The following is a 21,168-nucleotide window of genomic DNA, read 5'->3' on the forward strand; positions in this document are numbered from 1 at the left end:
CCAATCACGCGGGGCGGATTCCGGTCTGTTGGGGTATTGCGCGCAATGCGATTGAAAATAATCGGCTCGGCGGCTGGCGGCGGGTTTCCCCAATGGAATTGCAATTATCAATTGAGCCGCCGCGCATGGAACGGCGACGAAAATGTGCGTTCCCGCACGCAATCCAGTCTTGCCGTCAGCTCGAATGGAACGGACTGGGTTCTCTTCAACGCGTCGCCTGATATTCGCCAGCAGATCGCGGCAACACCGGAACTTCAGCCACAGGAGAACGGGCGCTTGCGCTCGACGCCGATACGCGCGGTGGTCCTGACCAATGCCGATGTCGATCACATTGCCGGACTGCTCAGCTTGCGTGAGCGCGAGCCATTCGTGATTTATGCGACGCGCCGTGTGCTCGATGTGCTCGAGGCCAATTCCATTTTCAACGTGCTTGATCGGGCGCTTGTTGACCGGCGTGAGCTGAAGATCGGTGGAAAAACCGATATTCTTGATGTCGCGAAAACTCCGACGGGAATTACCGTTGAAGCTTTTCCCGTCCCCGGCAAGGTGGCGCTGTTTCTTGAAGATCACAGCAAGGCAGGTGAAGGTTTCGGTACACAGGAGGGCGATACGATCGGCCTTCGCATTTCCTCGACCGATGGCGAACAGGCAGCATTCTATGTCCCGGGTTGTGCCCGCATCGATGCGGCACTCAAGTCGAGATTGCACCGGGCCGATTGCCTGCTCTTTGATGGCACGCTGTACACCGACGACGAAATGGTTGCGGCGGGCGTCGGTTCAAAGACCGGCGCACGGATGGGGCACGTCTCCATTTCAGGTGAAAACGGGTCATTGGCTGCGCTGGCAGAACTTGGCATCAGCAACAGGATTTATGTTCACATCAACAACACCAATCCCGTCCTTGACACCGCATCGGCCGCGCACGCCGCGGCTGTCGATGCAGGCTGGAAAATAGCATTCGATGGCATGGAGGTCAGACTTTGAGCGAATTTGGCGATGCGGCACGTGGTGGATTATCTCCGGCCCAGCTTGAAAACGTTCTGCGTGACGTGGGTGCTGCGCGCTACCACAACCGGCATCCATTCCATCACCAGATGACCAGCGGCGCTCTGAGCAAGGGTCAGATGCAGGCCTGGGCTCTCAACCGTTATTCCTACCAATCGGTCATTCCGCGCAAGGATGCCGCCATCATCATGCGGTCGGACGATCCCGCGTTCCGCGCCGAATGGCGCAAACGGATTGAAGACCATGATGGCGGTGACGGCTGGAGCGGCGGTATTGCCCGCTGGTTGAAGCTCGCAACGGGTCTCGGACTTGATGCCGATATGGTCAAAAGCGAGAAATTCGTGTTGCCGGGCACACGCTTTGCCGTCGGTGCCTATCTGTCCTACTGCACGAACGGGACCATGCTAGAAGCCGTCGCGTCGTCGCTGACGGAACTGTTCTCGCCCATCATCATCGGCGAGCGCGTTCCGGCGATGCTGGCGAAATATGACTATATCACCGCGGACATTCTCGCCTATTTCGACAAGCGTCCGGCGCTTGCCTCGCGCGATTCCGATTTTGCACTCGCCTATGTAATGAAACATGCCGACAATGCCGAGAAGCAGCAATCGGTGATCAATGCGCTTGTCTTCAAATGTGATGTCCTCTGGGCGATGCTGGACGCGTTGGCGCATGCTTATGGCGAGAAGGGCAATATACCGCCCGGTGCCTTTGTTCCGGAGGCAGCATGAACGCGGCCGTTCGCTCCCGTGCTATCGTGTCGATGCAGTCACGGCCCGCTTTGAGGCGTCATGTGCGGCTGCAATATGATGGCGTGCGCGAAGCTTGGGCGCTGCTGTCGCCGGAAAAAATATTTTGGCCGAATGAAGTCAGCCTCGACATTTTGCAGCTGTGCGATGGCCGGCACAATGTGGCACAGATGATTGCGCTTCTTGCCGATCAGTACACCGCGGAGCAGGAAGACATCGCGCCTGATATCAGCGCCTTTCTGCAGGAGTGGTCCGACAAGTTCCTGGTGTCGTTATGATGAGCCCTGTGCTGCCGCCGATTGGCATGCTGGCGGAACTGACCCATCGCTGTCCCTTGCAATGTGCCTACTGCTCCAACCCAGTTGAACTGCTCAAAGCAAACCGCGAGATGGATACGGCCGGCTGGCTTGCCCTGTTCGAACAGGCAGCGGATCTCGGGGTTCTCCAGGTGCATCTATCCGGCGGCGAACCGACGCTGCGCACTGATCTTGCCGAACTCGTCGCCGGTCTGGCCAAACGCGGTGTTTACACCAATCTGATCACGGCCGGGGTTGGGATTGCCGAGGGGCGTATAGAGGCCCTCGCTGATGCCGGGCTTGATCATATCCAATTGAGTTTTCAGGGCGCTTTTGCTGCAACGACCGAGAAGATAGGCAACGCTCGCGGCGCGCACGAAAAGAAGCTCGAAACGGCCCGTCGCGTTCGTGCTGCCGGTCTTCCACTGACCATCAATGCCCCGATACACCGCCACAATATGGAAGAGGTGCCGGATTTCATTGATCTGGCGCTTGAGCTTGGCGCGGAGCGGCTGGAGATTGCCAATGTGCAATATGCGGGCTGGGCACTCGTCAATCGCAAGGTGCTGATGCCCGAGCGGGAAGCAGTCGAGCGGCAGGTGCAGATCGTCGAGGAAGCACAGGAACGGCTTCGCGGTATCATGACGATTGACTTCGTCACACCCGATTATTTCGCCGTTTATCCCAAGCCCTGCATGGGGGGATGGGCGCGGGATGCCTTCATGGTTGCACCGGATGGAACCGTATTGCCGTGCCACGCGGCCGCATCGATCAAATCACTGCATTTCGAACGCTTCGGCGCGTGGAGCCTCAGTCGCATCTGGCATGAATCCCCGGCGTTCAATGCGTTTCGCGGGACAGACTGGATGCGGGAGCCGTGCCGCAGCTGCGAACGGCAGGAAATAGATTGGGGCGGCTGCCGCTGTCAGGCCATGGCGATCGCGGGGGATGCCGCCGCGACTGACCCGGCCTGCATCAAATCACCATTGCACGCGCGGATGGCCGCGCTGATCGACGAGGCCGTGACAGCAAAATCCCCGGACGCGACGCCGGATGGCTTCATCTATCGCCGTATTGGCAAAACTGCCGGGCCCATTGCCTGAAGGCTATTGCTTGAGCATGGATTGGCCGATGGTCTTGGACAGGCTGTAAAGCCGCTGTTCGATGATTGTCGGCACCTCACAAACATAGGTTAAGGACTGCACGCGTTCTTGGAATATCCGTGTTTCCCAGGTCAATCGCTCATTGGCCCGGTCGAGATCATCCGGGTCCGTATCAGCTTTGCCGCGCATGGCATCGACCCTGGCCGCTTCCTTGCGCAGATCATCCGCCATTTCGCGCTGTTTGCCGGCATAGCGTGAAATGCCGGAGATGACCTGTATTCGCTCGCGGTTCAGGGTGTCGAACAGCCCCTGGAATAGCAGCAACATCTTGTCATTCACCTGGTCTCTCGGCAGGCCGTTGGCAAATTCGACGATTCTGGTCCGGGCCGTATCGAGCGGATTGCGGCGCGCCGCCAAATCATCGACCAGAGCATGGATTGCGGCATCGTTGTCCCAGCCCTTCGCGGAGTCGGGAATATCCGGACCATTCCAAACCTGACCAACAGACAATTCGGGCACCTTGCGTTGCACGCAGGGCCAGGTCGGATCATTCTGCGCCGCGCCAAAAGACCCTCCGGCCGAAGCGGTGCAGATGAGAAGACTGGTTGCGATAATGCGACACTGTCTCAATTGTTTCCTCCCTCTTGTTTCTTGATGACGAGGCCCCTCGAGGGATCATAGGCGATGATGGCGCCGGCAATGAACACGAGCGTGAATCCGCAGACGACGGCAAGAGATATCCATTCGATCTTCCCATAGAAGGCGAACCGCACCAGTTCGACGGCATAGGTAAAGGGATTGAGCATGCATATCTTGTAAAGCAGGGGGCTGGCCTCCTGCACGCGCCAGAGCGGATAAAGTGCGGAGGAGGCGAAATACATCGGAAAGATCACGAAGTTCATGATCCCCGCAAAGTTTTCCAACTGTTTGATCATGGATGAGAGCAGCATACCGAGCGCACCCAGCATCATACCTGCGATGAAGAGTGCCGGCAGCGTCAGGATGTAGCCGGACGCTGGCGCCTTGACGCCCCAGAACCAGGCAATGAACAGGAACGCATAGACTTGCACAATCGAGACGGCGACACCGGCGAGCAGCTTGGACATGAGCAGGAACCAGCGGGGAAATGGGCTGACCAGCAGGGTGCGCATATTGCCCATCTCCCTGTCATAGACCATGGACAGCGAGGACTGCATCCCGCTGAACAGCAGGATCATCCCGCATAGGCCCGGCGTGATATAGACCTCATAAAGTACGTAGGTTTGATAAGGCGGGATGATTGAGACGCCGAGAACCTGGCGGAAGCCTGCTGCAAAAATGAACAGCCAGAGCAGGGGCCGGACAAGCGACGAAATGAAGCGCTCGCGCTGATGCAGATAGCGAAGTCCTTCCCGCACGAGAATACCTTTGAGGCACACCAGATATTGCATGGGGCCAAAGCGGTTGTGTCCAATGCTCCTGATGGAAATGTTGCCGGGGATATCGGTCATAGACGACCTCCGGCGTTCAAAGAGATGATACCGGTAAGGCGTGAGAACGCCTCGTTCATGGTGTCCGCGCCAGTATCCTTGATGACATCGTGCGTCGTGCCATTGGCGACCAGCTTACCCTGATTGAGAACAATGATCTGATCGGCGTGACTGACCTCGTCGATCAGATGGGTGGCCCACAAGACGCTGATACCCTTTTCCGCTACCAGCCTGCGAATATCGGCAAGGATCGTCGCCCGCGATTTGATATCAAGTCCGACGGTTGCCTCATCGAGCAGCAACAGGGACGGCTGATGCAACAAGGCGCGAATGATTTCAACACGTCTGATCTGGCCGCCGGAAAGACTGCGGGCTTTTTCATGCAACCGGTCGCTCATGTCGATTGATTGCATCAGCTCATGAATGCGCCGATCGGTTTCGCGCGACCCGATCCCGTGCAGAGAAGCGTGATAGGCCAGATTCTGATGGATCGTCAGATCGAGATCGAGTGTGCGAGCCTGAAAGACGATTCCAAGACGCCGCAATGCTTCGCCGGATCTGCGATCGATGTCGTTGCCGAAGACGCGGATGCGGCCATTGCGGGTGGCAAACAGATGGCTGATCAGGGAAAACAACGTTGTCTTGCCTGCGCCATTCAAACCCAGGAGCACGGCAAAACGACCGGGTGCAATTGAGAATGAGATATTGTCCAGCGCCTGTCGCCTGCCATAGGAATAACTTACCGAGGCAAGTTCCAGCGCCGGTACACTCGTATCCGTAGCCGGCTTGTCATGAATAGTCTTCAACTCAACATCCGGACTCATCAAGCTCCACCCCTTGGTTACCCATTGCAGTTGCCGCGCTTGCCGATGTTAGCGCTTATTTGATGGTAATTGTCCCCTTCATTCCTTTGTCAGCAAGATCAGGCACCGACCAGGTGTATTTGCCTGGACGCACTGTCGTGAATTGAACACTCATTGTACCGGGGGAGTCGAATTCAAGCCAGGCGGGAGCGCCGTTCATATGCACTTCGAGGTTATTGATGACGATTTGATTCATCCAGACATTGCGAAAGAGGTCGGTGACGAATTTGTACTCGAGGCCTGCGGCCGACGTAATCTTCCAGCGATAGCCTTGTCCGGCCACCAGCTCAAAATCCTTTTGGTTGACCGTGAATTCACTGTCTTTGGAGCCAAGGATGAGTTCCGGCAGGTTCTTGCTGGAGCGGGTGACCGCAGGTGTCTTGGCTTCGGTTGCTGCCTTTGGCTCAGGTGCTGTTTTGTCGTCGTCGTCATCTGCCTGAGCCAAGGCAAAGGACGGGGCAAGCACTATCCCAAGAAATCCGGCCAGTGCAAATCGTCTGAAAGTCGACATATGGTTCCTCCCTTTGGTCGATGATTTTGTCTAGTTCGGCGCAACCGCAACACCCCACGGCAATTGGCCTACGGTGACCGATTTGATCGGCTCATCCGTCGCGGTGTCGATGAATGTGATATCGTTGGACAGGCCGTTGGTGCTGATGATGGTTTTGCCGTCCGGCATGAAAGCAAGCTGCCAGACCCGCTGCCCCACCAGGACATATTTTTCCACCTCGTAAGTCTCGGCGTTGATGACGGCAACCCGGTTGGCGGGGCCAAGCGCCACGTAGGCTTTCTTGCCGTCCGCGCTGATACGTATACCGACCGGTTGGATTTGTTCTGAGCGCAATCCCTGAATGTCGAAGGTAATCTTGTGCTTTACCGCGCGTGTCTTGTTGTCAATGACAGATACGGTGCCGCCAATCTCTGCCGATACCCACACTTCCGAACCGTCTGGCTTGAATTGCGCGTAACGCGGGCGTGAATCGACAAGCACGTTATCGGTGATCTCGTGCGTGGAAGTATCGATGAAATGCGCCATGTTGGTCGTTTCCGACGTATTGACGATGGTCTTGCCGTCGGGACTCACGCCCATGCCTTCCGGTTCCACCCCAACGGGAATTTCCGCAACAACCGCCCGTGTTTCTACATTGATGACGGTGACGAGATTATCGTTCTCATTGGCCACATAGAGCGTCTTGCCATCCGGGGACAGGATAAAGAGTTCGGGATCCGGACCGGAAGGCAACGTGCCTACAATCTTGCCTGTGCTCGTATCAATCATTTGCACGGTGTCGTCGTCACTGGCACAGACATAGACTATTTTCCCGTCCGGCGAGATCGTGATGCCGCGCGGGCGTTGCCCGACGTCGATGGTCTTCACCACTTCCATTGATGTGGAATCGACGACGGTAATCGAATTGCCCTTCTCGTTGGAAACATAAACCATATTCGCCCAGCCGGGTTGCGCAAGAAACGGCAGCGCTGCGGCCGCAGCAAGTAGGCACATGTGATGTCGCATCCAGTCCTCCCATTGGTTTATCGTTTATTTGAGCCTGCACTTGGTTTCCGGCCTGTCGACACCCAGCGTATCCAGCTCCGAGAACTGGTGCAGGAAACCCGCTTGCGGTGAGGTCGAAACGACGCCGTGTCCGTCACCGATCAGGATCGGCTGCCGCAATTGCCAGTTCCAATTGCGGAATGTGAGCTTTTGGCCCTTGAAAGCCGCAATGGAGAATTCATCGGATTTGATGTAATCCTCGACCTGTTTGGTCTCGGCGCTTTTCGTGCGTGTTATTGCTTCCCCCAGAATACGCGCAGCCGTCCATGCCTGCATGTCTTTCGACAACATGCGCCGTCCGGTCATCTTGGCGAAACGGCTCTGGATCTGAACGCCGCCCCATTGTTCGCTTGCCGGATGCCAGCTTGAGGCCACGAGGCCAGCGGTTCCCGCCACCGGCCGCGGCGTCCATGTCCTGTAAGGAACATAGCTGCCGAAGACTTCGCTTTCATCGGCAACGATGACGACGTCATGCTCGGGCAGGTTTTGTGTGAAAACCGGCATCTGTTGCTGCACAAGGACGACGCCACTGTCAGTTCTTCGTGCCGTACCCCGGTCTTCGTACAGGCGTTCCTCAACGATTGTTGCACCGAAGCGGCTCGCGGCGCGCCGGATGGCGTCAGCATAGAGCTTGTCATTCTCGTGCGAGCCATAAAGCAGCACCCATTTGCGCCATTGCTTCCAGACAAGATATTGCGCCAGCCCGTCTGCAAGCATGCTGCGTGTCGGTGCAGTGTGGAAGACATTTGGGCGGCACTCCTCCTCGCGCAAAATGTCATCGGTCGCGCCAATGTTGAAAAGCAGCACGCCGGCATCCTTTGCGATATCCGCTATGGACAACAATTGCTTGGCGGAAACATCCGCAAGGACGAAGCGATCGCCGCGCGCAACCATCTCCTTGAAAGCCGGAATCACATCGGCGTTGAATTTTGTTTCCGTGACATCGAGCGTGAATTGTTGGCCGAGAAATTTGCCTGTCGTGTTGTTGTCGCTAATTGCGACATTCGCACCGGCAACACCTTCGTCGCGTGGCGGTATATCCAGAACCGAAAGGGCCAATTGCGGTTCGTAGGCGCGAAGATAGCCAATGCGTGCGTCCACACCCGGCTTTGCTGACTGATTTGCTGCCGGCTGCTGCGCCGATAACTCAGACACGTTGACGAACAGCAAAAAAAAGCCGAATAAAAACGTGAGAGTAATTGGCACCGTACTCTTCATGACCAAACCATTCATACTGCCGCCATTCAAGTAATGGCGGTGGGTTAAGAACAGAGGTGCCCATAGTGTTTTTAAACAACCCCACCACAATCTCAACCCTTCGAGTCAGCTTTTCTTGCATGCGAGGCAAAGTTTCTCGGTTTCATGCGGGAGCAAGCCGATGACAAAAATGTTGGCCAGTGTGCAGAACCGTCAGGAAGCTGAAATTGTCTTTCAAAGCGGTGCCGATATCATCGATATGAAAGATCCGGCTAACGGCGCACTTGGCGCTGTTGACCTGAGCAAGGTCCTGGAAGTGAAGGGCTTTATATCGGGCAGGCGGCCCATCAGTGCAGCGTGCGGCGATCTTCCCATGCATCCGGAAACGATCTGGCGGACGGTGAAAGAGTTTGCAGCAGCAGGTCTGGACTATATCAAGATAGGTTTGTTTCCGTCCGGGCAGTTTGAGGCTTGCGTAACGGCGCTGCAGCCTCTTGCCTTACACAATAAATTGATTGCCGTCGTCTTTGCCGACAATTGGAGCGGTTACAGTCAAAACTTGTTTGAAATCTTGGCAGGTGGCGGATTTCATGGCGTGATGATCGACACCGCCGACAAATCCAAGGGCCGCTTGCTCAATCATCTGTCTCCAGACCAGATCGGCAAATTCGTCAGGAATGGCCAGTCGAACGGATTGATGGTCGGCGTCGCGGGATCACTCGAAGCGCCGGATATCTCGCGGCTGTTAACCTACGATCCGGATTTTATGGGGTTTCGCGGGGCGCTCTGCGCTGACCTTGACCGCAAGGCATCCATTGATGCGCTGGCGACCGTGAAGATACGTGGTCTGATCCCCGAAGTGCTCGAGCAGGGAATGCCTGCCAGCGTCGACTACAAACTGCTTGCTGCGCGGGGGTATTTTCCTGAACCGGAAGAGGCGGGGCTCGGCACGGACAAGATTTTCGTTCGTGATTTTGTTTTGCCTGTGCATATCGGTGCCTATCGTTTCGAGCATGGGAAATCACAGAAGGTACGGTTCGACGTGACGGCCGAGGTTTTGCGGGTCACGCGCAATCCCGAGGATATGCGGCACGTGGTTTCCTACGATCTCATCATGGACGGAATTCGTGCCATTGTTGCCGAGGGCCACGTTGAGCTTGCCGAGACATTGGCGGAACAGGTGGCCGCACTGGTGCTGAGAAATCCACGGGTGACGCGGGTCTTTGTCCGCGCGGAAAAACTCGAAATTGGACCTGGCGGTGTCGGTGTCGAGATCGAGCGTACGCGCGAAGCGAAAAATTCAGCCAAGCTGCGGTTTGCGCAGGTGCATGGGGGACGGAAGTCCTCATGAGGCTGCTTGTCGTGAAGCTTGGAGGAAGCACGGCGGGCCATGTGGAAATGCGGCGCTGGATCGAGGCGCTGGCAAGCGCAACGTTTCCGCTGGTGATTGTTCCCGGAGGCGGGCCTTTTGCCGATCAGGTGCGGGTCTCGCAAAAGCGTCTTGGCTATTCGGACGCAGCAGCGCATGCGATGGCAATTCTGGCGATGGATCAGTTTGGCATTGCTGTTGCTGAGCGTCATGAACGTTTCCAAACAGCACGGTCCATCGTGGAGATCGCTGACGCACTTGAAGTGGGGCTCATACCCGTCTGGCTGCCATCTGCGATGACAGCCGGAGCACCGGACATTCCCATGTCATGGGATATCACTTCGGATAGTTTGAGCGCGTGGCTTGCCGGACAATTGCAAGCTGACGCAGTGTTGCTCATCAAGCAGACCGATGAACACCAATACTATTCATCGGTAGAAGATGTTGCCGCTGCGGGCATCGTCGACAGTATGCTTCGGGATATGCTTGGAGACGGCATGACCCTTCATATTGCCGGGCCGGTGATGTTGGATGCATTGGATTTACCCTTGGCAGGCTTTCCCGGACGCGTGATGATGCGCAACAGTTATTTCGAAGCAACGGGTGAGCAATGACACGACTGCATACGCCGCGATGGGCTTGGGCGCTGACCGGCTCCGGCCATTTCTTCGTGGAGAGTTTCGAGCTCATAAGAACACTCGAACATTGTGACGTGTTCGTCTCCAAGGCCGCCAATGAAGTCCTGCGCATGTATAAGGTGAAGCTCGATTTTCCCGAGACGACACGGGTTTTGCATGACAAGACCGCAAGTTCCGTGCCGGTTGGCGGCTTCTACAACGGGGTTTATCATACTGCGGTTGTTGCCCCGGCGACGTCGAATACCGTTGCCAAATGTGTCGCCGGCATTTCGGATTCCCTTCCGACCAATGTTTATGCGCAAGCCGGCAAATGCCGCGTGCCGTCCATTGTCTTTGCCTGTGATACGGCACCTGAGCTTGAGACGATGGCACCCGGCGGCATGGTCAAAGTCTATCCCAGGCCGATCGATCTTGAAAACACGGCACGTCTCAAGACCTATGAGCGGACCGAGGTCGTCGAGTCTCTGGCAGAGTTGAAGGCAGCCATCGCGCGCCGTACCAAAGAGGTCGCTTGATATGGCGGAACATCTCCTGTTCCTGACCGGGCATTTGGCCCGTTCACGGCTGGAGCGCATCCTTGCCGGCCTCAACGACGTAGCGTTCACCTATGAAATCGTCGACATCGGCGTGAAGGTTGCGGCGCTCATGAGCGAGGAGATCATCGCGCGTCGGTTGAAATTGCCGGTAACCGCCGACCGTGTCATTCTGCCCGGGCGATATCGCGGTGATCTTGATCGTCTGGGCCAGCGCTTTGGCGTTCCCTTCGTCCGGGGCCCCGATGAAGTTGCCGATCTGCCTGTTTTTCTCGGCCGGGTGGGCAAGCCCGTTGATCTCTCCAGGCACAATATGCGTATCTTTGCAGAAATCGTCGATGCGTCGGCATTGTCGCTGGAGGCTTTGACGCAGCGCGCTTTGAAACTTGCCGCTGCAGGTGCCGATGTCATCGATCTTGGCTGCCTGCCTGAAACGCCGTTTCCGCATCTTGCCGACGCCATTCGCCGTTTAAAGGCGCAAGGCCTCTCCGTCAGCGTGGATTCCGCCAACCCCGGGGAACTTGAAACCGGCGCCGCTGCCGGTGCGGATTATCTACTAAGTCTGACTGAGGAGACCGTTGATCTGGCGGTAAGATATGGCGTTACCCCAATCCTCATTCCTTCGATTGCCGGCGATCTCGATTCGCTTGGCCGTGCGATTCACAAGGCACAGACAGCCGAGATTTCTTTCATCGCTGATCCGGTTCTCGATCCCATTCATTTCGGTTTTACCGCTTCGCTTGGCCGATTCTTGGAGGCGCGCCGCCGCTGGCCGGATATCCCGATGATGATGGGTACGGGCAATCTGACCGAGCTCACCGATGCGGATTCCTCCGGTGTAACGGCGCTGCTCTCGGGTATCTGCTCGGAACTGTCGATAGACAATGTTCTGGTCGTCAATGTCAGCCCCCACACCGTTCGCACGGTCGAGGAGCATGACCACGCCCGCCGCATGATGTTTGCAGCCAAACAGGATCATGCCCTGCCGCGTGGCTATGACGCGGGCCTGTTGCAGGTTCATGATCGCAAACCCTATCCGAACAGCGTTGAGGATATCGCCGCGCTGGCCGGTGATGTGCGGGATGCCAATTTCCGCATTATGACCGCGCCGGATGGCATCCATGTTTTCAACGCCAGTGGTCACGCGACTGCGCAGGATGCATTTGAACTTTTTCCGCGTCTCGACGTTGAATCGGATGGCGCTCATGCATTTTATCTGGGCGCGGAACTGACCAAGGCTGAAATAGCCTGGAAACTGGGCAAGCGTTACGCGCAGGACGAACCACTCTCCTGGGGAGCGGGTGCGCCGGAAGAGCAGGCGGACCGTCTCAGGTTAAAGGACGCGGGCCACACGTTGCGATCAAAGAAGGATAGGGCGACTTGACCTATATCAGGGAAACCATCGTCACCACGGTCGATGCCGCCGGTATTGTTCACATTGCACCGCTTGGTATCATCGAGCAGGATCATGGTTGGATCATCGCTCCGTTTCGTCCTTCGAAGACGCTGGAGAACCTGGCGGCCGTCCCCTTCGCCATTGCCAACTATACCGACGATATGCTGGTGTTTGCCGGTTGCCTGACGGGACGCAAGGACTGGCCGACCGTTGCCGTCGCGAATTGTCCGGTCCCGCGTCTCCAATCCGCGCTGAGCCATTCCGTGCTTGAGGTGGTGTCTGTCGACGATGACGGGCTGCGACCGCGCCATTTCTGCAAAGTGGTTTCCGAGGCGACGCATGCCCCTTTTACCGGGCTCAACCGTGCCAAGGCTGCCGTGCTCGAACTGGCTATTCTGGTCAGCCGGCTGCACATGCTGCCGCAGGACAAGATCGAAGCTGAAATCGCCTATCTTACGATTGCAATTGACAAGACTGCTGGACCGGATGAACTGCTGGCCTGGTCATGGCTGCTGCAGCGGGTAAAAGAATATCAGGAGACGGCCGATTCCAAAGGCAAGAGCGCGGCCCATCCTTCCGGCACAACCTAGGTTATCCCTGCAGGTACATTGAAGCGAGCAGCGCGACCGCCGCCGCTGGCGCAGCCTTGCTGGCGTCGTCGCGGGCACTTGGTGCTGCCGGTATCAACGTTCCGAAATCGACATAGGGCCGGTCCATGCGCTTGGCGAGCTGTCTGATCTGCGGTCTGCCAATACCGGCACCGACAATCGGCGCATCAGCAGCCCGCGCAAGATCGCGTGCGACGCGAAATGCGCCATCATGGATCATTCGCAACTGGTGCTCGCTGAACCACCGGGCAATATCGATCCAATCCGCCTCTTTAAGGTCACTGCTATCGCGTCCGACCATGCGCGCCAGTCTCTGGATCGATCCGGCGAGTGTTTTCGGCTGGCGGTCGGCGGATGGATATTTATCATCAGCTTCATCCAGCGTGCCGAGAATGCGACCGAGATCGGCGGTGTTGGCGAAATATTCGTTCATGAGCGGGGTCACATGCCCCCCTACCGGGACGAGCGCAGCGATGCCGATCAGCGCCGAGCGGGCGAACCCCGTATAGACCAGTTCACCCGTCAACAGTCGCTCCGCATCGGAATAGCCGCGATGGATCAGGTCGCCGTTCATGAAGGCAAGAATATCCGTCGTTGTTGACCCCATATCGACAAAAAGACCGGTATCGGCCAGCTTTGCACTCAATGATGCCGTTGCGTGCCAATTGGCCGAGGCGATATCGCTCCCCAAGCCGCGGGCGGCGGCAATGTCGCAGAAACCTCCGCGACCCGCATAGATGAGCGTATTCTCGTTGCCGAATTTTTCTTCGATGAAATCGAGGAGGCCGGCAACTCCCGCATCGCGGGACGTGAATGTATCCGAGAGTTCGCCGGTCATGGTGAATACATTGAAAGTGCCGTCTGCCTGCAAAGGCCCCAGCTCGCGCAGAGCCTCATGCACCTGATCGACACCAAGCCAAAGCGGTGTCTTGAAGATTTTTGCCGAGACAATCTCGCCATTTCGGCATTGTGCCATCTTGAGATGGGCACCGCCCACATCCCAACCTGTGATCAGGGGCTTTCCTTTGCTGGCAAATCGGGATTTCATGGCTGTATCATTCCTTGGATTTTGCTCGTGCATATCATTCCGGTACTCGACATAAAAGATGGTCTCGTTGTCCGTGCTCTCATGGGCAATCGCGCGGCCTATCGGCCCATCGAAACACCACTCAGTCCAACGGCCGATATCCTCGATGTCGCGCAAGGCCTACGCCAGCTCTACCCCTTTCCTGCATTTTATGTCGCTGAACTGGATGCGATACAGCAAGGTCTTGCCGCCGGTGCGCTGGAGCGTCTGAAACCATTGATTGCCGTGGCTGATGTCTGGCTGGATGCCGGCTTCGCAAGCCTGCGCCAATTGGAAGACGTCTTGACGATGGACGGTGTCTGGCCGGTATTGGGTTCGGAGTCCCAGGCCGATACCTCCGTGCTTGGGCATTTGAGCGGAAATCCGCGACTGGTTCTCTCCCTGGATTTTCGCGGGGATGAGTTTCTTGGACCTTCCGCGCTTTTCGAGAATGCGGATCTTTGGCCTTCCCGGGTTATCGTGATGACGCTTCGCCGCGTTGGCAGCAATACGGGGCCGGATTTCGAACGATTGACCGAGATCAAGCGCCGCGCCGGTGATCGCGCCGTCATTGCCGCCGGGGGCATTCGACATGCCGCCGATCTTGAACAACTGGAAGCGCTTGGCATTTCAGCAGCACTTGTGGCGACCTCTCTGCACAACGGCTCCCTTTCCCCGGAGGCGATCTCATCGCTGATGAACGGGAACGATTCCAGGACGGGGTGAACAAGGGGAATGATTGCTCTTCCCCTTGTTCGGGTTCAGAAGCCCAAACTTTTTGCCAACCGGCGCAACAGGCCATCCGGTGCGACAGAGGGCATACTCTGTGCGAGGTTGTCTCTTGTCTAAGCGCTGAAGGGGTGTTTCACGGAATCGCGCTGCGCGGTTGCTTCGGCGGCAGTCGGCTTGCCCGTTACTGCGCGCTCAAGAGCTTCCTTGGTTGCACGATAATTGAAGTCCTGAATCTTGGCGTCGTCTTCAGCCTCCCAATGGATGAAAACACCGACGCAGATAAACAGATCGTCTGCTTCATCTGCTGGAATCGTACCATCTGCAACGCTGTCCTGGACCGCTTTAGCCACCGCATGCTGTGCCGGGCCAAACATCTGGACCGCCTGCTTGGCTCCCTTGATGGTAACCTTGTTGAACAGAATGGTGTTTGGCTTGCACGCCAAATTCGGCGCGATGACTGCAAGCAGGGACGTGAAGCCATCCTTGTTGTTCGTCAATGCATTGCAGAATGCTGTTTCAACGGCACTGCCGCGCGGTCCGATCAGAAGATCGATATGCGCAACTTCATTCCCATCGCCCACAAGCGACTCGCCAACCATAACCTTATTGATTTTAGCCACAGCCAAATTCCTCCCTAAACTGTTTCCAAGTGGTTTGTCCAAAGACGCCGTACCTCGAGACACGACTCTCGATGGACAGCTATCCTTGTTCACAGCACCCTCAGAACGGGGTCGGTTGGCCAGATAGCAGCGGACAAAATCCGCTGGAGAAATTCAAGCATTTACCTCGCCATTATGCAAGAGCCAGATAAGTCTGGATGCAAAAAGGGTCGCAACTGTAAGATCAGCCGAGGTGCCTGGATTGATATCTCGAGCTTTAAGTTGAGCATCGAAAGCAAGGAGCAGTTTTTCTCGCTCGCGGCCGTCGTGCATCTCCATCACGCGCGCAAGGATTTTCTCTGCGGCCTGTCGCGTTTCTTCGGCAATTGGCGTGCCGTGTTTGCGGATGATATGGCTATCGGGAAAATTCGAGAGAAAATACAGATAAACCAATACGCTCGGCCACATCGCAGGTTCATTCCGCTCGATGGCTGCGCCATGGGCTGACAAACCGCCGGTGAAGATGTCGGAAAAGTTCGTCACATATTGCCGGGCAATCATGTCCCGCTCGGATGCGGCGCGCATGGCTTCCAGAAGCGGCACATCCGGTTCATTGGCAACATCATGTTCCGGCGCCGATCCGAGGCCGCCTGGCTGCGCCAACGTGATCGCCGCGAATACGTCGCGCACATCGTTCATGTCGAGTTGGGCGAGTGTCGCGGCGAGGCTGAGCTGCAGGTCTGATGTCTCACTGGCAGCAGCCCGCGCAAGCGGGGCGCACAGGAGAAGAATGCCCAGATTCGTATTGGTCTGAACTTTCAGTCGCGTCGCGGCAACGGCCGCAAGAATACGCTGGCCGACAGAATTGGCGGGATCGCTCAGCGGGCCGGATGAAACCTGCGCGCTGTCGAAAAACTGCTGCGCATTCATGCGATGACCATCCGCGAAAACATGCACGTTGCCTGGTTTCAATGCCTCGATCTCCCGATAGCAGGCGTCGATATAGGCGCGGCGGATGTGTTCGCGTGTCAGGCTCACGCTGCAGGCCTCTCACCGATGTCAGGTTCAATCCGGGTGACAAGTGCGCCGGCAATACAGTCTGCAATGCGGACCGGCACGACCGATTGAAGCCCGGACCAGGCCGGCATGCTGTTGACTTCGAGAACGAGAAGTTTGCCATCAGCCGCAGGGATGATGTCGATCCCGGCAAAATCCGTGCCGATGGCAGCCGAAGCGGCGAGCGCAAGTTCTTCCAGCTTGCTCCTCAACGGGCCAATAACTGGCTCCGCCTTCGCGCCCTTGGCAATATTGGTGATCCATCCTTCGGCCCGGCGTGCCATCATACCCAGCACTTCTCCCGCGCAGGTGAAGACCCGGTAATCGCAGTAAGGTGGCCCTGGCCGCGCCACGAAACGCTGCAAATAATAAACATCATCCATTTCCTCCGGCTGCGGCAGGTCCTCAATGCTGCGGATCAGCCTGATCCCCCGGCCTTGCGAACCGAAAAGCGGTTTGAGCACCAGTGGCCCGTGCGTGAGTTCCCGCTCCGCAATGATCTTGGCATTGGCCAGACTTTCAACTGCAAAAGTTTCCGGTGTCGGTAACCCTGCCTGTGCCAGGAAGAATGTCGTCGTGGACTTGTCGACGCAGCGCTCGATCGCCTTGGCAGAATTCCAAACGGGAACGCCAAGATGAGCAAGGGCGTGCAGGATCCCCAGACGGCGCGTGATCGCCTCGAATGTCCCTGATGAAATCGACCGTACGATGACGGCAGCGGGTAAGGCGCCGTTCATGCGCGGGACGGCAATGCCGGAGGGGTACCGGGTATCAAAACCGATATCTGCCAGCGGCAATGTCTGGACATTGAATCCATGCGATCGCAGTGCGGTGCGCAGTTGTTTCACCTGACCGTCGGGCCGGTCGGAAAGGATCAGTATTGTTTCTGTCATTGTGTCCGTCAGTCCAGGGATTGTTTGAGCATTGCTTCATGGATTCCACCGCTGCGGAAAGTATCGCCGGTTTCAATCGCGGTAACAATGACCTCGGCGGGGCTGAACAGATGCGGATCGATCGCGTAGAAATCGCCTTTGAATTTCTTGAATATGTCGGCGAAAGGCTGGCCGTGGTCGCGTGATGTATGGCTGGGAAGCTGTTCCGCGAGTGTGCGTGCGGCTTCTGAGGTGCCGCGCACGAAAAGCTGGACGGTGCCGCCATAGATGATCGCGTCGTTGGTTCTGCCCATCGCCTTCAGAAAGTCCGGATGCGGAGCAGGGATGGGCGCGCGGCCCGCGCCGTCCACGATGTCACCCAGCGGAAATTTCAGATCGTGTGCCTTGTGCATTGCGACTTCAAGAACACGCCCGACAATCTGTACCGCACCCGTCAGACTTTGCGTCGGTGCATAGATGAATGTCAGGTTCTCGGGTGCAAATCCTGTTGCCTTGGACACTTTCTCGACAATGGCCACAGGCGGCGGCGTCGTGGTTTCAAGGACGATGACCGACGATTTTGCCTCAGGTTCACGATAGGCAATTTCATCAAAGAGTGGCTCGACCCGCGCCAGTGTCCGGGCTGGCCCCGATCCCATGGCGAAGTATTTCTCATGCGAGAGGTTCCAGCCGGCATACTGGCTGGCAAGGCAGGCCAAAACCGGTTGTGAAGATCTGACATGCACGCTGTAGGGCCATTTGCCTGTATCGAGTGTTGCCGAAACCACGCCAAGGCCGCCCATGCAGATTTCGACAATCCGCAGTCCGGCTTCGACGCCGCCCGGACAACTTGCCCCTGCGTCAATCACATGCTCGCCAAGCTTGCCACGACTGTGATTGATGCCAAGCCGTCCCGCTTGCTCGATCATCTTATCTGCCAGATGTTGAGCGCTTCTGTTGAGATAGGCGTGACCGTCTCTCATGAAAACTCCTCCCTCCAATTAACCGCGAGTTGTTTGACGCGGCCCTTCACGGCTTTCATCGCTGCGGAGGCAGAGGGAGCCGTGGCGAAAACGGTACAAACAGGATCACCGGCTTGAAGGGAGGTGCCTGCTGTTTGGTGGTCTGCGGTGAGCGTCGGCCAAACAACATCCGGAAATGCGCTGATGGCTTTTGCGGTATAGGCAATTGCCGAGGCCGCCGAGATTTTGTAGCTGGGTATCGAGAAATCCGATCCGGTGACCGCATGCAAATGCTGGCGCAGGAGAGGCGTTTCTTCCGTATCGAAAATATCGAGCGTGGCACCTGGTCGTGGATTGATTTCGATGAGATGCAGACCCTCTGCGCCAACGATGAAATCGGCGCTGCATAATCCGGTCAAACCGGTCCGTCGGGTTAAAGCCGTCAGCCAATCGCCTATCTGCTGTGCTCTGCGCGGGTTGTAGCGGAGCAGCCGGACCGCGCCTCCATAGCGAAAGGGGCTGTTTTCCGACGGAGAAAACCATTGCCGGCTCAAGCCAATCACGTGCGCCTTGTCCCCATTGGCCAGAAACAGGGCAGAGAGATTGCTGCCTCCAACGAACCGCTGAAAATAGTATTCTTGTCCCGACGTTCCGCGATGCGCAGGCCTCACATGTGAACCGCCTGCACCACCGGTCAATTTACTCAGCCAATTCTGAGGATTGTCGGGAGTGTCGAAACATATATCGGGATGCGGTATGGCAAACTCGGTGCACAGCTGCGACAGAGAGACGGGGTCCTTGACGAGACGAACCGTCCTGGCGCTGTTTCCAGCAACGGCAAAGTGTTGTGAAATCGCCTCTATCATCTGCGGATCGCGCTCGAAACCGGAGCCGTAGATCACGGCCACCGGGTCATCATCGCCGGCCAGTTTTTGCAGCGTTTCAACAAGATGTTTTCGGTCGATACCGTTCTGCAGGCTCCCCGAAAGTTTCACGGCGCGTTCCGCCAATGCCAGCGTGTCGGCATCGTTGAAGAGGTCGGCAACCAACGGCCGCAATCCAGCCCGCCGCGCCGCCGCGGCAAGCGAGCGTCCAGAGACAGCGGCTATCAGAACCGCATTATTTGGCAAGTTCGCGAGCAAGGGCAAATGCGTCCCGAAAATCAAAGATAACCGGCTTCTTCGCCTTGATCATCTGTTCGAACAAACCGGCTTGAGTCTTGTATTTGACATTACCGATGGAAAGCGGGCCAATGCCGACAGCTTCTGTCGCATCGAGCGGATCAGCATTGGCGTTGACCTTCAGTCCCTCGATACCAGCTGGCGGAACGGCGTTGACGTCGGCAGCGATCAGAAGCTTGCCGGCCTTGCCGAGTTGTGCGGCCGATATGACCTGCACACCCGCTTTTGCGGCGGCCAGCACGACCTCTGCGGTTCGCAGGACCTCCATTTTTTTTGCTTCGGTTGACCCGTCGGCTGGCTCAACAGTCAGATTGAACCTTTGCTTGATCGAAGCGGCGATCGCCTTCACCCGCTCAATGCCGTCATGGCCGATGACCGTCACGTTTGCCCCCTGTTGGGCTGTAATCACCGCGGTGCAATAGCCGACCACGCCTGTCGCGCCGAAGACTGCCACGCTGGTTCCTTCCAGCTTGCGGCCGTGAATTTTGGCGAGAGCCTTTTCGACTTTGGCCACCATGGCGGCGGCGGTCGTGAATGATCCCGCCGGGTCGGCAAACACCGAGATTTCGAAGGGCGGAACCATGGCATTCCTTGCTGCATCCAGCATGTCGAGCGCTGCGGGCGCGTCCTTGCCAGCAAGGAAAATGCCCGTGGCCACACCCGCATCCGGTGGCCGCGAGAATATGGCGTCTTGAACAAGATTTCCGACATCCGAAAGAGTGACGTCGGTGTAGGGAACAACGGCGTCATAACCTGCGTCGAGCGCCATATTGACGTCGAAAGGGCTCATTTGCCGAAGCGGGGTTAGCATATGCAGGATCGTTTTGCGGCTCACGGTATCCGCTCCTTCTTGATGACGGCGCCCATGGTACAAGCTCTGGCAAGATTCAGAGCGGTATGCGTGATATCAGCCCCGGCATTTCTTCCTGCGACGATTTGAATGGCCGTGCCATGCGGGTTGCTGTGGATGGTATTGACGATCCGCTCGGCTTCCGCCTGTGACGCGGCGAAGGCGAAGCCCGTCGGTCCCCATGAACTCTGGCCAATACCGACTGCGCCAGCCTTTGCAAGCTGCGTGATGGTGGTTTCAACGTGTTTGCTGGTGAAAATTCCACCCTGTGCGGGTGCAAAATAATTGCCGATCTCGGTCTGGATGGCGGCGATCGCCCGGCCAAACAAGGCAAGGTTCCGTTCGATCAGGCCGGGCATGGCGCTCATCAGCACAAGGCGGCTGATCGCTGCCGATGTCGCCACCGGGAACGGAGGTAACGCCTTGAAAGCTTCGACCTCGGCATTGCCGTGAATGCCTTGGGTTGACGTGTCAAAGACAAGAATGATTCGCCATTCCCCGGGAAATGCAATCCGCGAGACAATGGTGGGTGCAGCGCCGTGTGTGGCTTTGCCGGCATCGATAATGACACCCCCCGCGTCGAAAGCAGCTATGCCGATGCCGGACCGCGCCCCGCGTCCCAGCAGATGGGCATCGTTCACGATATCAAGCGGTATCGCATGCAGGGTGCGCAGCGCTGCTGCAATGGCAAGGGCAATCTGGGTGCCGGAGCCAAGGCCGATATGTCGGGGAATGGTTCGATGCACGACAACCCTGTGGTGCGCCGTGATCCCAAGCTGACGGGAAAGGGTTGCAATGTGCTGCGCAACGCGTTCCCGCTCGTCTCCTTCGATATGGGCTTTTGCCGCGCGGGAGATCGTCAGAACGGTCGAAATGTCCTGAATGGGTAAGCCAATACTGCCGAACCGATCCTGACCAGGTTCGGGTACGTTGCGTGGTATATCAAGGAAGCCAAGGTGAAGACGGGCCGGGACTTCGATCGTGACGGATTCCGACATTTGCTTAATTTACACAATCTCAGAAATCGGGCCCTGCAGTATGATATCGTCTTTCGGGCGAGGCGCAAGCA

The 21,168-nt window shown here is 57.1% G+C and carries 24 protein-coding genes; 10 read left to right on the forward strand and 14 right to left on the reverse strand.

What is annotated here, in order from left to right; genetic code table 11:
- The first annotated feature begins 45 nt into the window (after positions 1 to 45).
- Genes pqqB through pqqE form a run of 4 tightly spaced genes read left to right on the forward strand, consistent with a single transcriptional unit; the run spans position 46 to position 3,153 of the window.
- Positions 46 to 984, forward strand: coding sequence for a pyrroloquinoline quinone biosynthesis protein PqqB (gene pqqB, locus ACZ5FP_RS19375; RefSeq protein WP_464663720.1), 939 nt, complete (start codon positions 46 to 48; stop codon positions 982 to 984).
- Complete coding sequence (gene pqqC, locus ACZ5FP_RS19380) at positions 981 to 1,736, forward strand: pyrroloquinoline-quinone synthase PqqC (RefSeq protein ID WP_464663721.1); 756 nt, start codon at positions 981 to 983, stop codon at positions 1,734 to 1,736. Before pqqB ends, pqqC begins: the two co-directional genes overlap by 4 nt.
- Positions 1,733 to 2,032, forward strand: coding sequence for a pyrroloquinoline quinone biosynthesis peptide chaperone PqqD (gene pqqD / locus ACZ5FP_RS19385; protein WP_464663722.1), 300 nt, complete (start codon positions 1,733 to 1,735; stop codon positions 2,030 to 2,032). Before pqqC ends, pqqD begins: the two co-directional genes overlap by 4 nt.
- Complete coding sequence (gene pqqE, locus ACZ5FP_RS19390) at positions 2,029 to 3,153, forward strand: pyrroloquinoline quinone biosynthesis protein PqqE (protein WP_464663724.1); 1,125 nt, start codon at positions 2,029 to 2,031, stop codon at positions 3,151 to 3,153. The genes pqqD and pqqE overlap by 4 nt, the downstream gene beginning before the upstream one ends.
- Before the next feature lie 3 nt (positions 3,154 to 3,156).
- Here pqqE and ACZ5FP_RS19395 read toward each other — a convergent pair whose 3' ends face one another.
- Genes ACZ5FP_RS19395 through ACZ5FP_RS19420 form a run of 6 tightly spaced genes read right to left on the reverse strand, consistent with a single transcriptional unit; the run spans position 3,157 to position 8,258 of the window.
- A complete protein-coding gene (locus tag ACZ5FP_RS19395; protein ID WP_464663726.1) occupies positions 3,157 to 3,783 on the reverse strand; it encodes a hypothetical protein in 627 nt (208 codons plus the stop codon).
- Positions 3,780 to 4,583: an ABC transporter permease gene (locus ACZ5FP_RS19400; RefSeq protein ID WP_464664023.1), complete on the reverse strand. Its 804-nt coding sequence runs from the start codon at positions 4,581 to 4,583 to the stop codon at positions 3,780 to 3,782. The genes ACZ5FP_RS19395 and ACZ5FP_RS19400 overlap by 4 nt, the downstream gene beginning before the upstream one ends.
- A 56-nt stretch (positions 4,584 to 4,639) precedes the next feature.
- Positions 4,640 to 5,446, reverse strand: a complete 807-nt coding sequence (locus ACZ5FP_RS19405) for an ATP-binding cassette domain-containing protein (protein ID WP_464663727.1) — start codon at positions 5,444 to 5,446, stop codon at positions 4,640 to 4,642.
- A 55-nt stretch (positions 5,447 to 5,501) separates the two neighbouring features.
- Positions 5,502 to 5,996 carry a cupredoxin domain-containing protein gene (locus ACZ5FP_RS19410; protein ID WP_464663729.1) on the reverse strand — a complete coding sequence of 165 codons (495 nt, stop codon included), beginning with the start codon at positions 5,994 to 5,996 and terminating at the stop codon, positions 5,502 to 5,504.
- A gap of 30 nt (positions 5,997 to 6,026) precedes the next feature.
- Positions 6,027 to 6,989, reverse strand: a complete 963-nt coding sequence (locus ACZ5FP_RS19415) for a YVTN family beta-propeller repeat protein (protein WP_464663730.1) — start codon at positions 6,987 to 6,989, stop codon at positions 6,027 to 6,029.
- A 36-nt stretch (positions 6,990 to 7,025) separates the two neighbouring features.
- On the reverse strand, positions 7,026 to 8,258 hold the full coding sequence (locus tag ACZ5FP_RS19420) for an ABC transporter substrate-binding protein (RefSeq protein WP_464663732.1): 1,233 nt from the start codon (positions 8,256 to 8,258) through the stop codon (positions 7,026 to 7,028).
- A gap of 160 nt (positions 8,259 to 8,418) precedes the next feature.
- Here ACZ5FP_RS19420 and ACZ5FP_RS19425 point away from each other — a divergent pair, with 160 nt between their 5' ends.
- The 5 genes from ACZ5FP_RS19425 to ACZ5FP_RS19445 are packed head-to-tail and all read left to right on the forward strand — an operon-like array spanning position 8,419 to position 12,763.
- Complete coding sequence (locus ACZ5FP_RS19425) at positions 8,419 to 9,588, forward strand: (5-formylfuran-3-yl)methyl phosphate synthase (RefSeq protein ID WP_464663733.1); 1,170 nt, start codon at positions 8,419 to 8,421, stop codon at positions 9,586 to 9,588.
- Positions 9,585 to 10,220, forward strand: a complete 636-nt coding sequence (locus ACZ5FP_RS19430; RefSeq protein WP_464663734.1) for a dihydroneopterin aldolase — start codon at positions 9,585 to 9,587, stop codon at positions 10,218 to 10,220. Before ACZ5FP_RS19425 ends, ACZ5FP_RS19430 begins: the two co-directional genes overlap by 4 nt.
- On the forward strand, positions 10,217 to 10,759 hold the full coding sequence (locus tag ACZ5FP_RS19435; protein WP_464663736.1) for a flavoprotein: 543 nt from the start codon (positions 10,217 to 10,219) through the stop codon (positions 10,757 to 10,759). The genes ACZ5FP_RS19430 and ACZ5FP_RS19435 overlap by 4 nt, the downstream gene beginning before the upstream one ends.
- Position 10,760: 1 nt before the next feature.
- Positions 10,761 to 12,161, forward strand: coding sequence for a DUF6513 domain-containing protein (locus tag ACZ5FP_RS19440; RefSeq protein ID WP_464663737.1), 1,401 nt, complete (start codon positions 10,761 to 10,763; stop codon positions 12,159 to 12,161).
- Positions 12,158 to 12,763: a DUF447 domain-containing protein gene (locus ACZ5FP_RS19445; protein ID WP_464663738.1), complete on the forward strand. Its 606-nt coding sequence runs from the start codon at positions 12,158 to 12,160 to the stop codon at positions 12,761 to 12,763. The genes ACZ5FP_RS19440 and ACZ5FP_RS19445 overlap by 4 nt, the downstream gene beginning before the upstream one ends.
- A 1-nt stretch (position 12,764) precedes the next feature.
- On the opposite strand, the gene ACZ5FP_RS19450 is transcribed toward ACZ5FP_RS19445, so the two are convergent.
- Positions 12,765 to 13,829: a hydantoinase/oxoprolinase family protein gene (locus ACZ5FP_RS19450; RefSeq protein ID WP_464663740.1), complete on the reverse strand. Its 1,065-nt coding sequence runs from the start codon at positions 13,827 to 13,829 to the stop codon at positions 12,765 to 12,767.
- A 27-nt stretch (positions 13,830 to 13,856) separates the two neighbouring features.
- On the opposite strand from ACZ5FP_RS19450, the gene ACZ5FP_RS19455 reads away from it, so the two are divergent.
- The gene (locus tag ACZ5FP_RS19455) at positions 13,857 to 14,573 is read left to right on the forward strand and encodes a HisA/HisF-related TIM barrel protein (protein WP_464663741.1); all 717 of its coding nucleotides are present in this window, start codon (positions 13,857 to 13,859) and stop codon (positions 14,571 to 14,573) included.
- Positions 14,574 to 14,692: 119 nt separating this feature from the next.
- Here the strand turns inward: ACZ5FP_RS19455 and fae are convergent, their stop codons facing one another.
- The 7 genes from fae to ACZ5FP_RS19490 form a co-directional block, all read right to left on the reverse strand.
- Positions 14,693 to 15,199, reverse strand: coding sequence for a formaldehyde-activating enzyme (gene fae / locus ACZ5FP_RS19460; RefSeq protein WP_105734854.1), 507 nt, complete (start codon positions 15,197 to 15,199; stop codon positions 14,693 to 14,695).
- Positions 15,200 to 15,352: 153 nt separating this feature from the next.
- The gene (locus tag ACZ5FP_RS19465) at positions 15,353 to 16,216 is read right to left on the reverse strand and encodes a triphosphoribosyl-dephospho-CoA synthase (RefSeq protein WP_464663743.1); all 864 of its coding nucleotides are present in this window, start codon (positions 16,214 to 16,216) and stop codon (positions 15,353 to 15,355) included.
- Positions 16,213 to 17,127: an ATP-grasp domain-containing protein gene (locus tag ACZ5FP_RS19470; RefSeq protein ID WP_464663745.1), complete on the reverse strand. Its 915-nt coding sequence runs from the start codon at positions 17,125 to 17,127 to the stop codon at positions 16,213 to 16,215. Before ACZ5FP_RS19470 ends, ACZ5FP_RS19465 begins: the two co-directional genes overlap by 4 nt.
- An 8-nt stretch (positions 17,128 to 17,135) precedes the next feature.
- Positions 17,136 to 18,089 carry a methenyltetrahydromethanopterin cyclohydrolase gene (gene mch, locus ACZ5FP_RS19475; RefSeq protein ID WP_464663747.1) on the reverse strand — a complete coding sequence of 318 codons (954 nt, stop codon included), beginning with the start codon at positions 18,087 to 18,089 and terminating at the stop codon, positions 17,136 to 17,138.
- Positions 18,086 to 19,117 carry an ATP-grasp domain-containing protein gene (locus tag ACZ5FP_RS19480; RefSeq protein WP_464663749.1) on the reverse strand — a complete coding sequence of 344 codons (1,032 nt, stop codon included), beginning with the start codon at positions 19,115 to 19,117 and terminating at the stop codon, positions 18,086 to 18,088. Before ACZ5FP_RS19480 ends, mch begins: the two co-directional genes overlap by 4 nt.
- A gap of 70 nt (positions 19,118 to 19,187) precedes the next feature.
- Complete coding sequence (locus ACZ5FP_RS19485) at positions 19,188 to 20,084, reverse strand: NAD(P)-dependent methylenetetrahydromethanopterin dehydrogenase (RefSeq protein ID WP_288191463.1); 897 nt, start codon at positions 20,082 to 20,084, stop codon at positions 19,188 to 19,190.
- A complete protein-coding gene (locus tag ACZ5FP_RS19490; RefSeq protein ID WP_464663751.1) occupies positions 20,081 to 21,097 on the reverse strand; it encodes a beta-ribofuranosylaminobenzene 5'-phosphate synthase family protein in 1,017 nt (338 codons plus the stop codon). The genes ACZ5FP_RS19485 and ACZ5FP_RS19490 overlap by 4 nt, the downstream gene beginning before the upstream one ends.
- Positions 21,098 to 21,168: the final 71 nt, after the last annotated feature.

The sequence above is a fragment of the Phyllobacterium sp. T2-21 genome, from assembly GCF_055378485.1.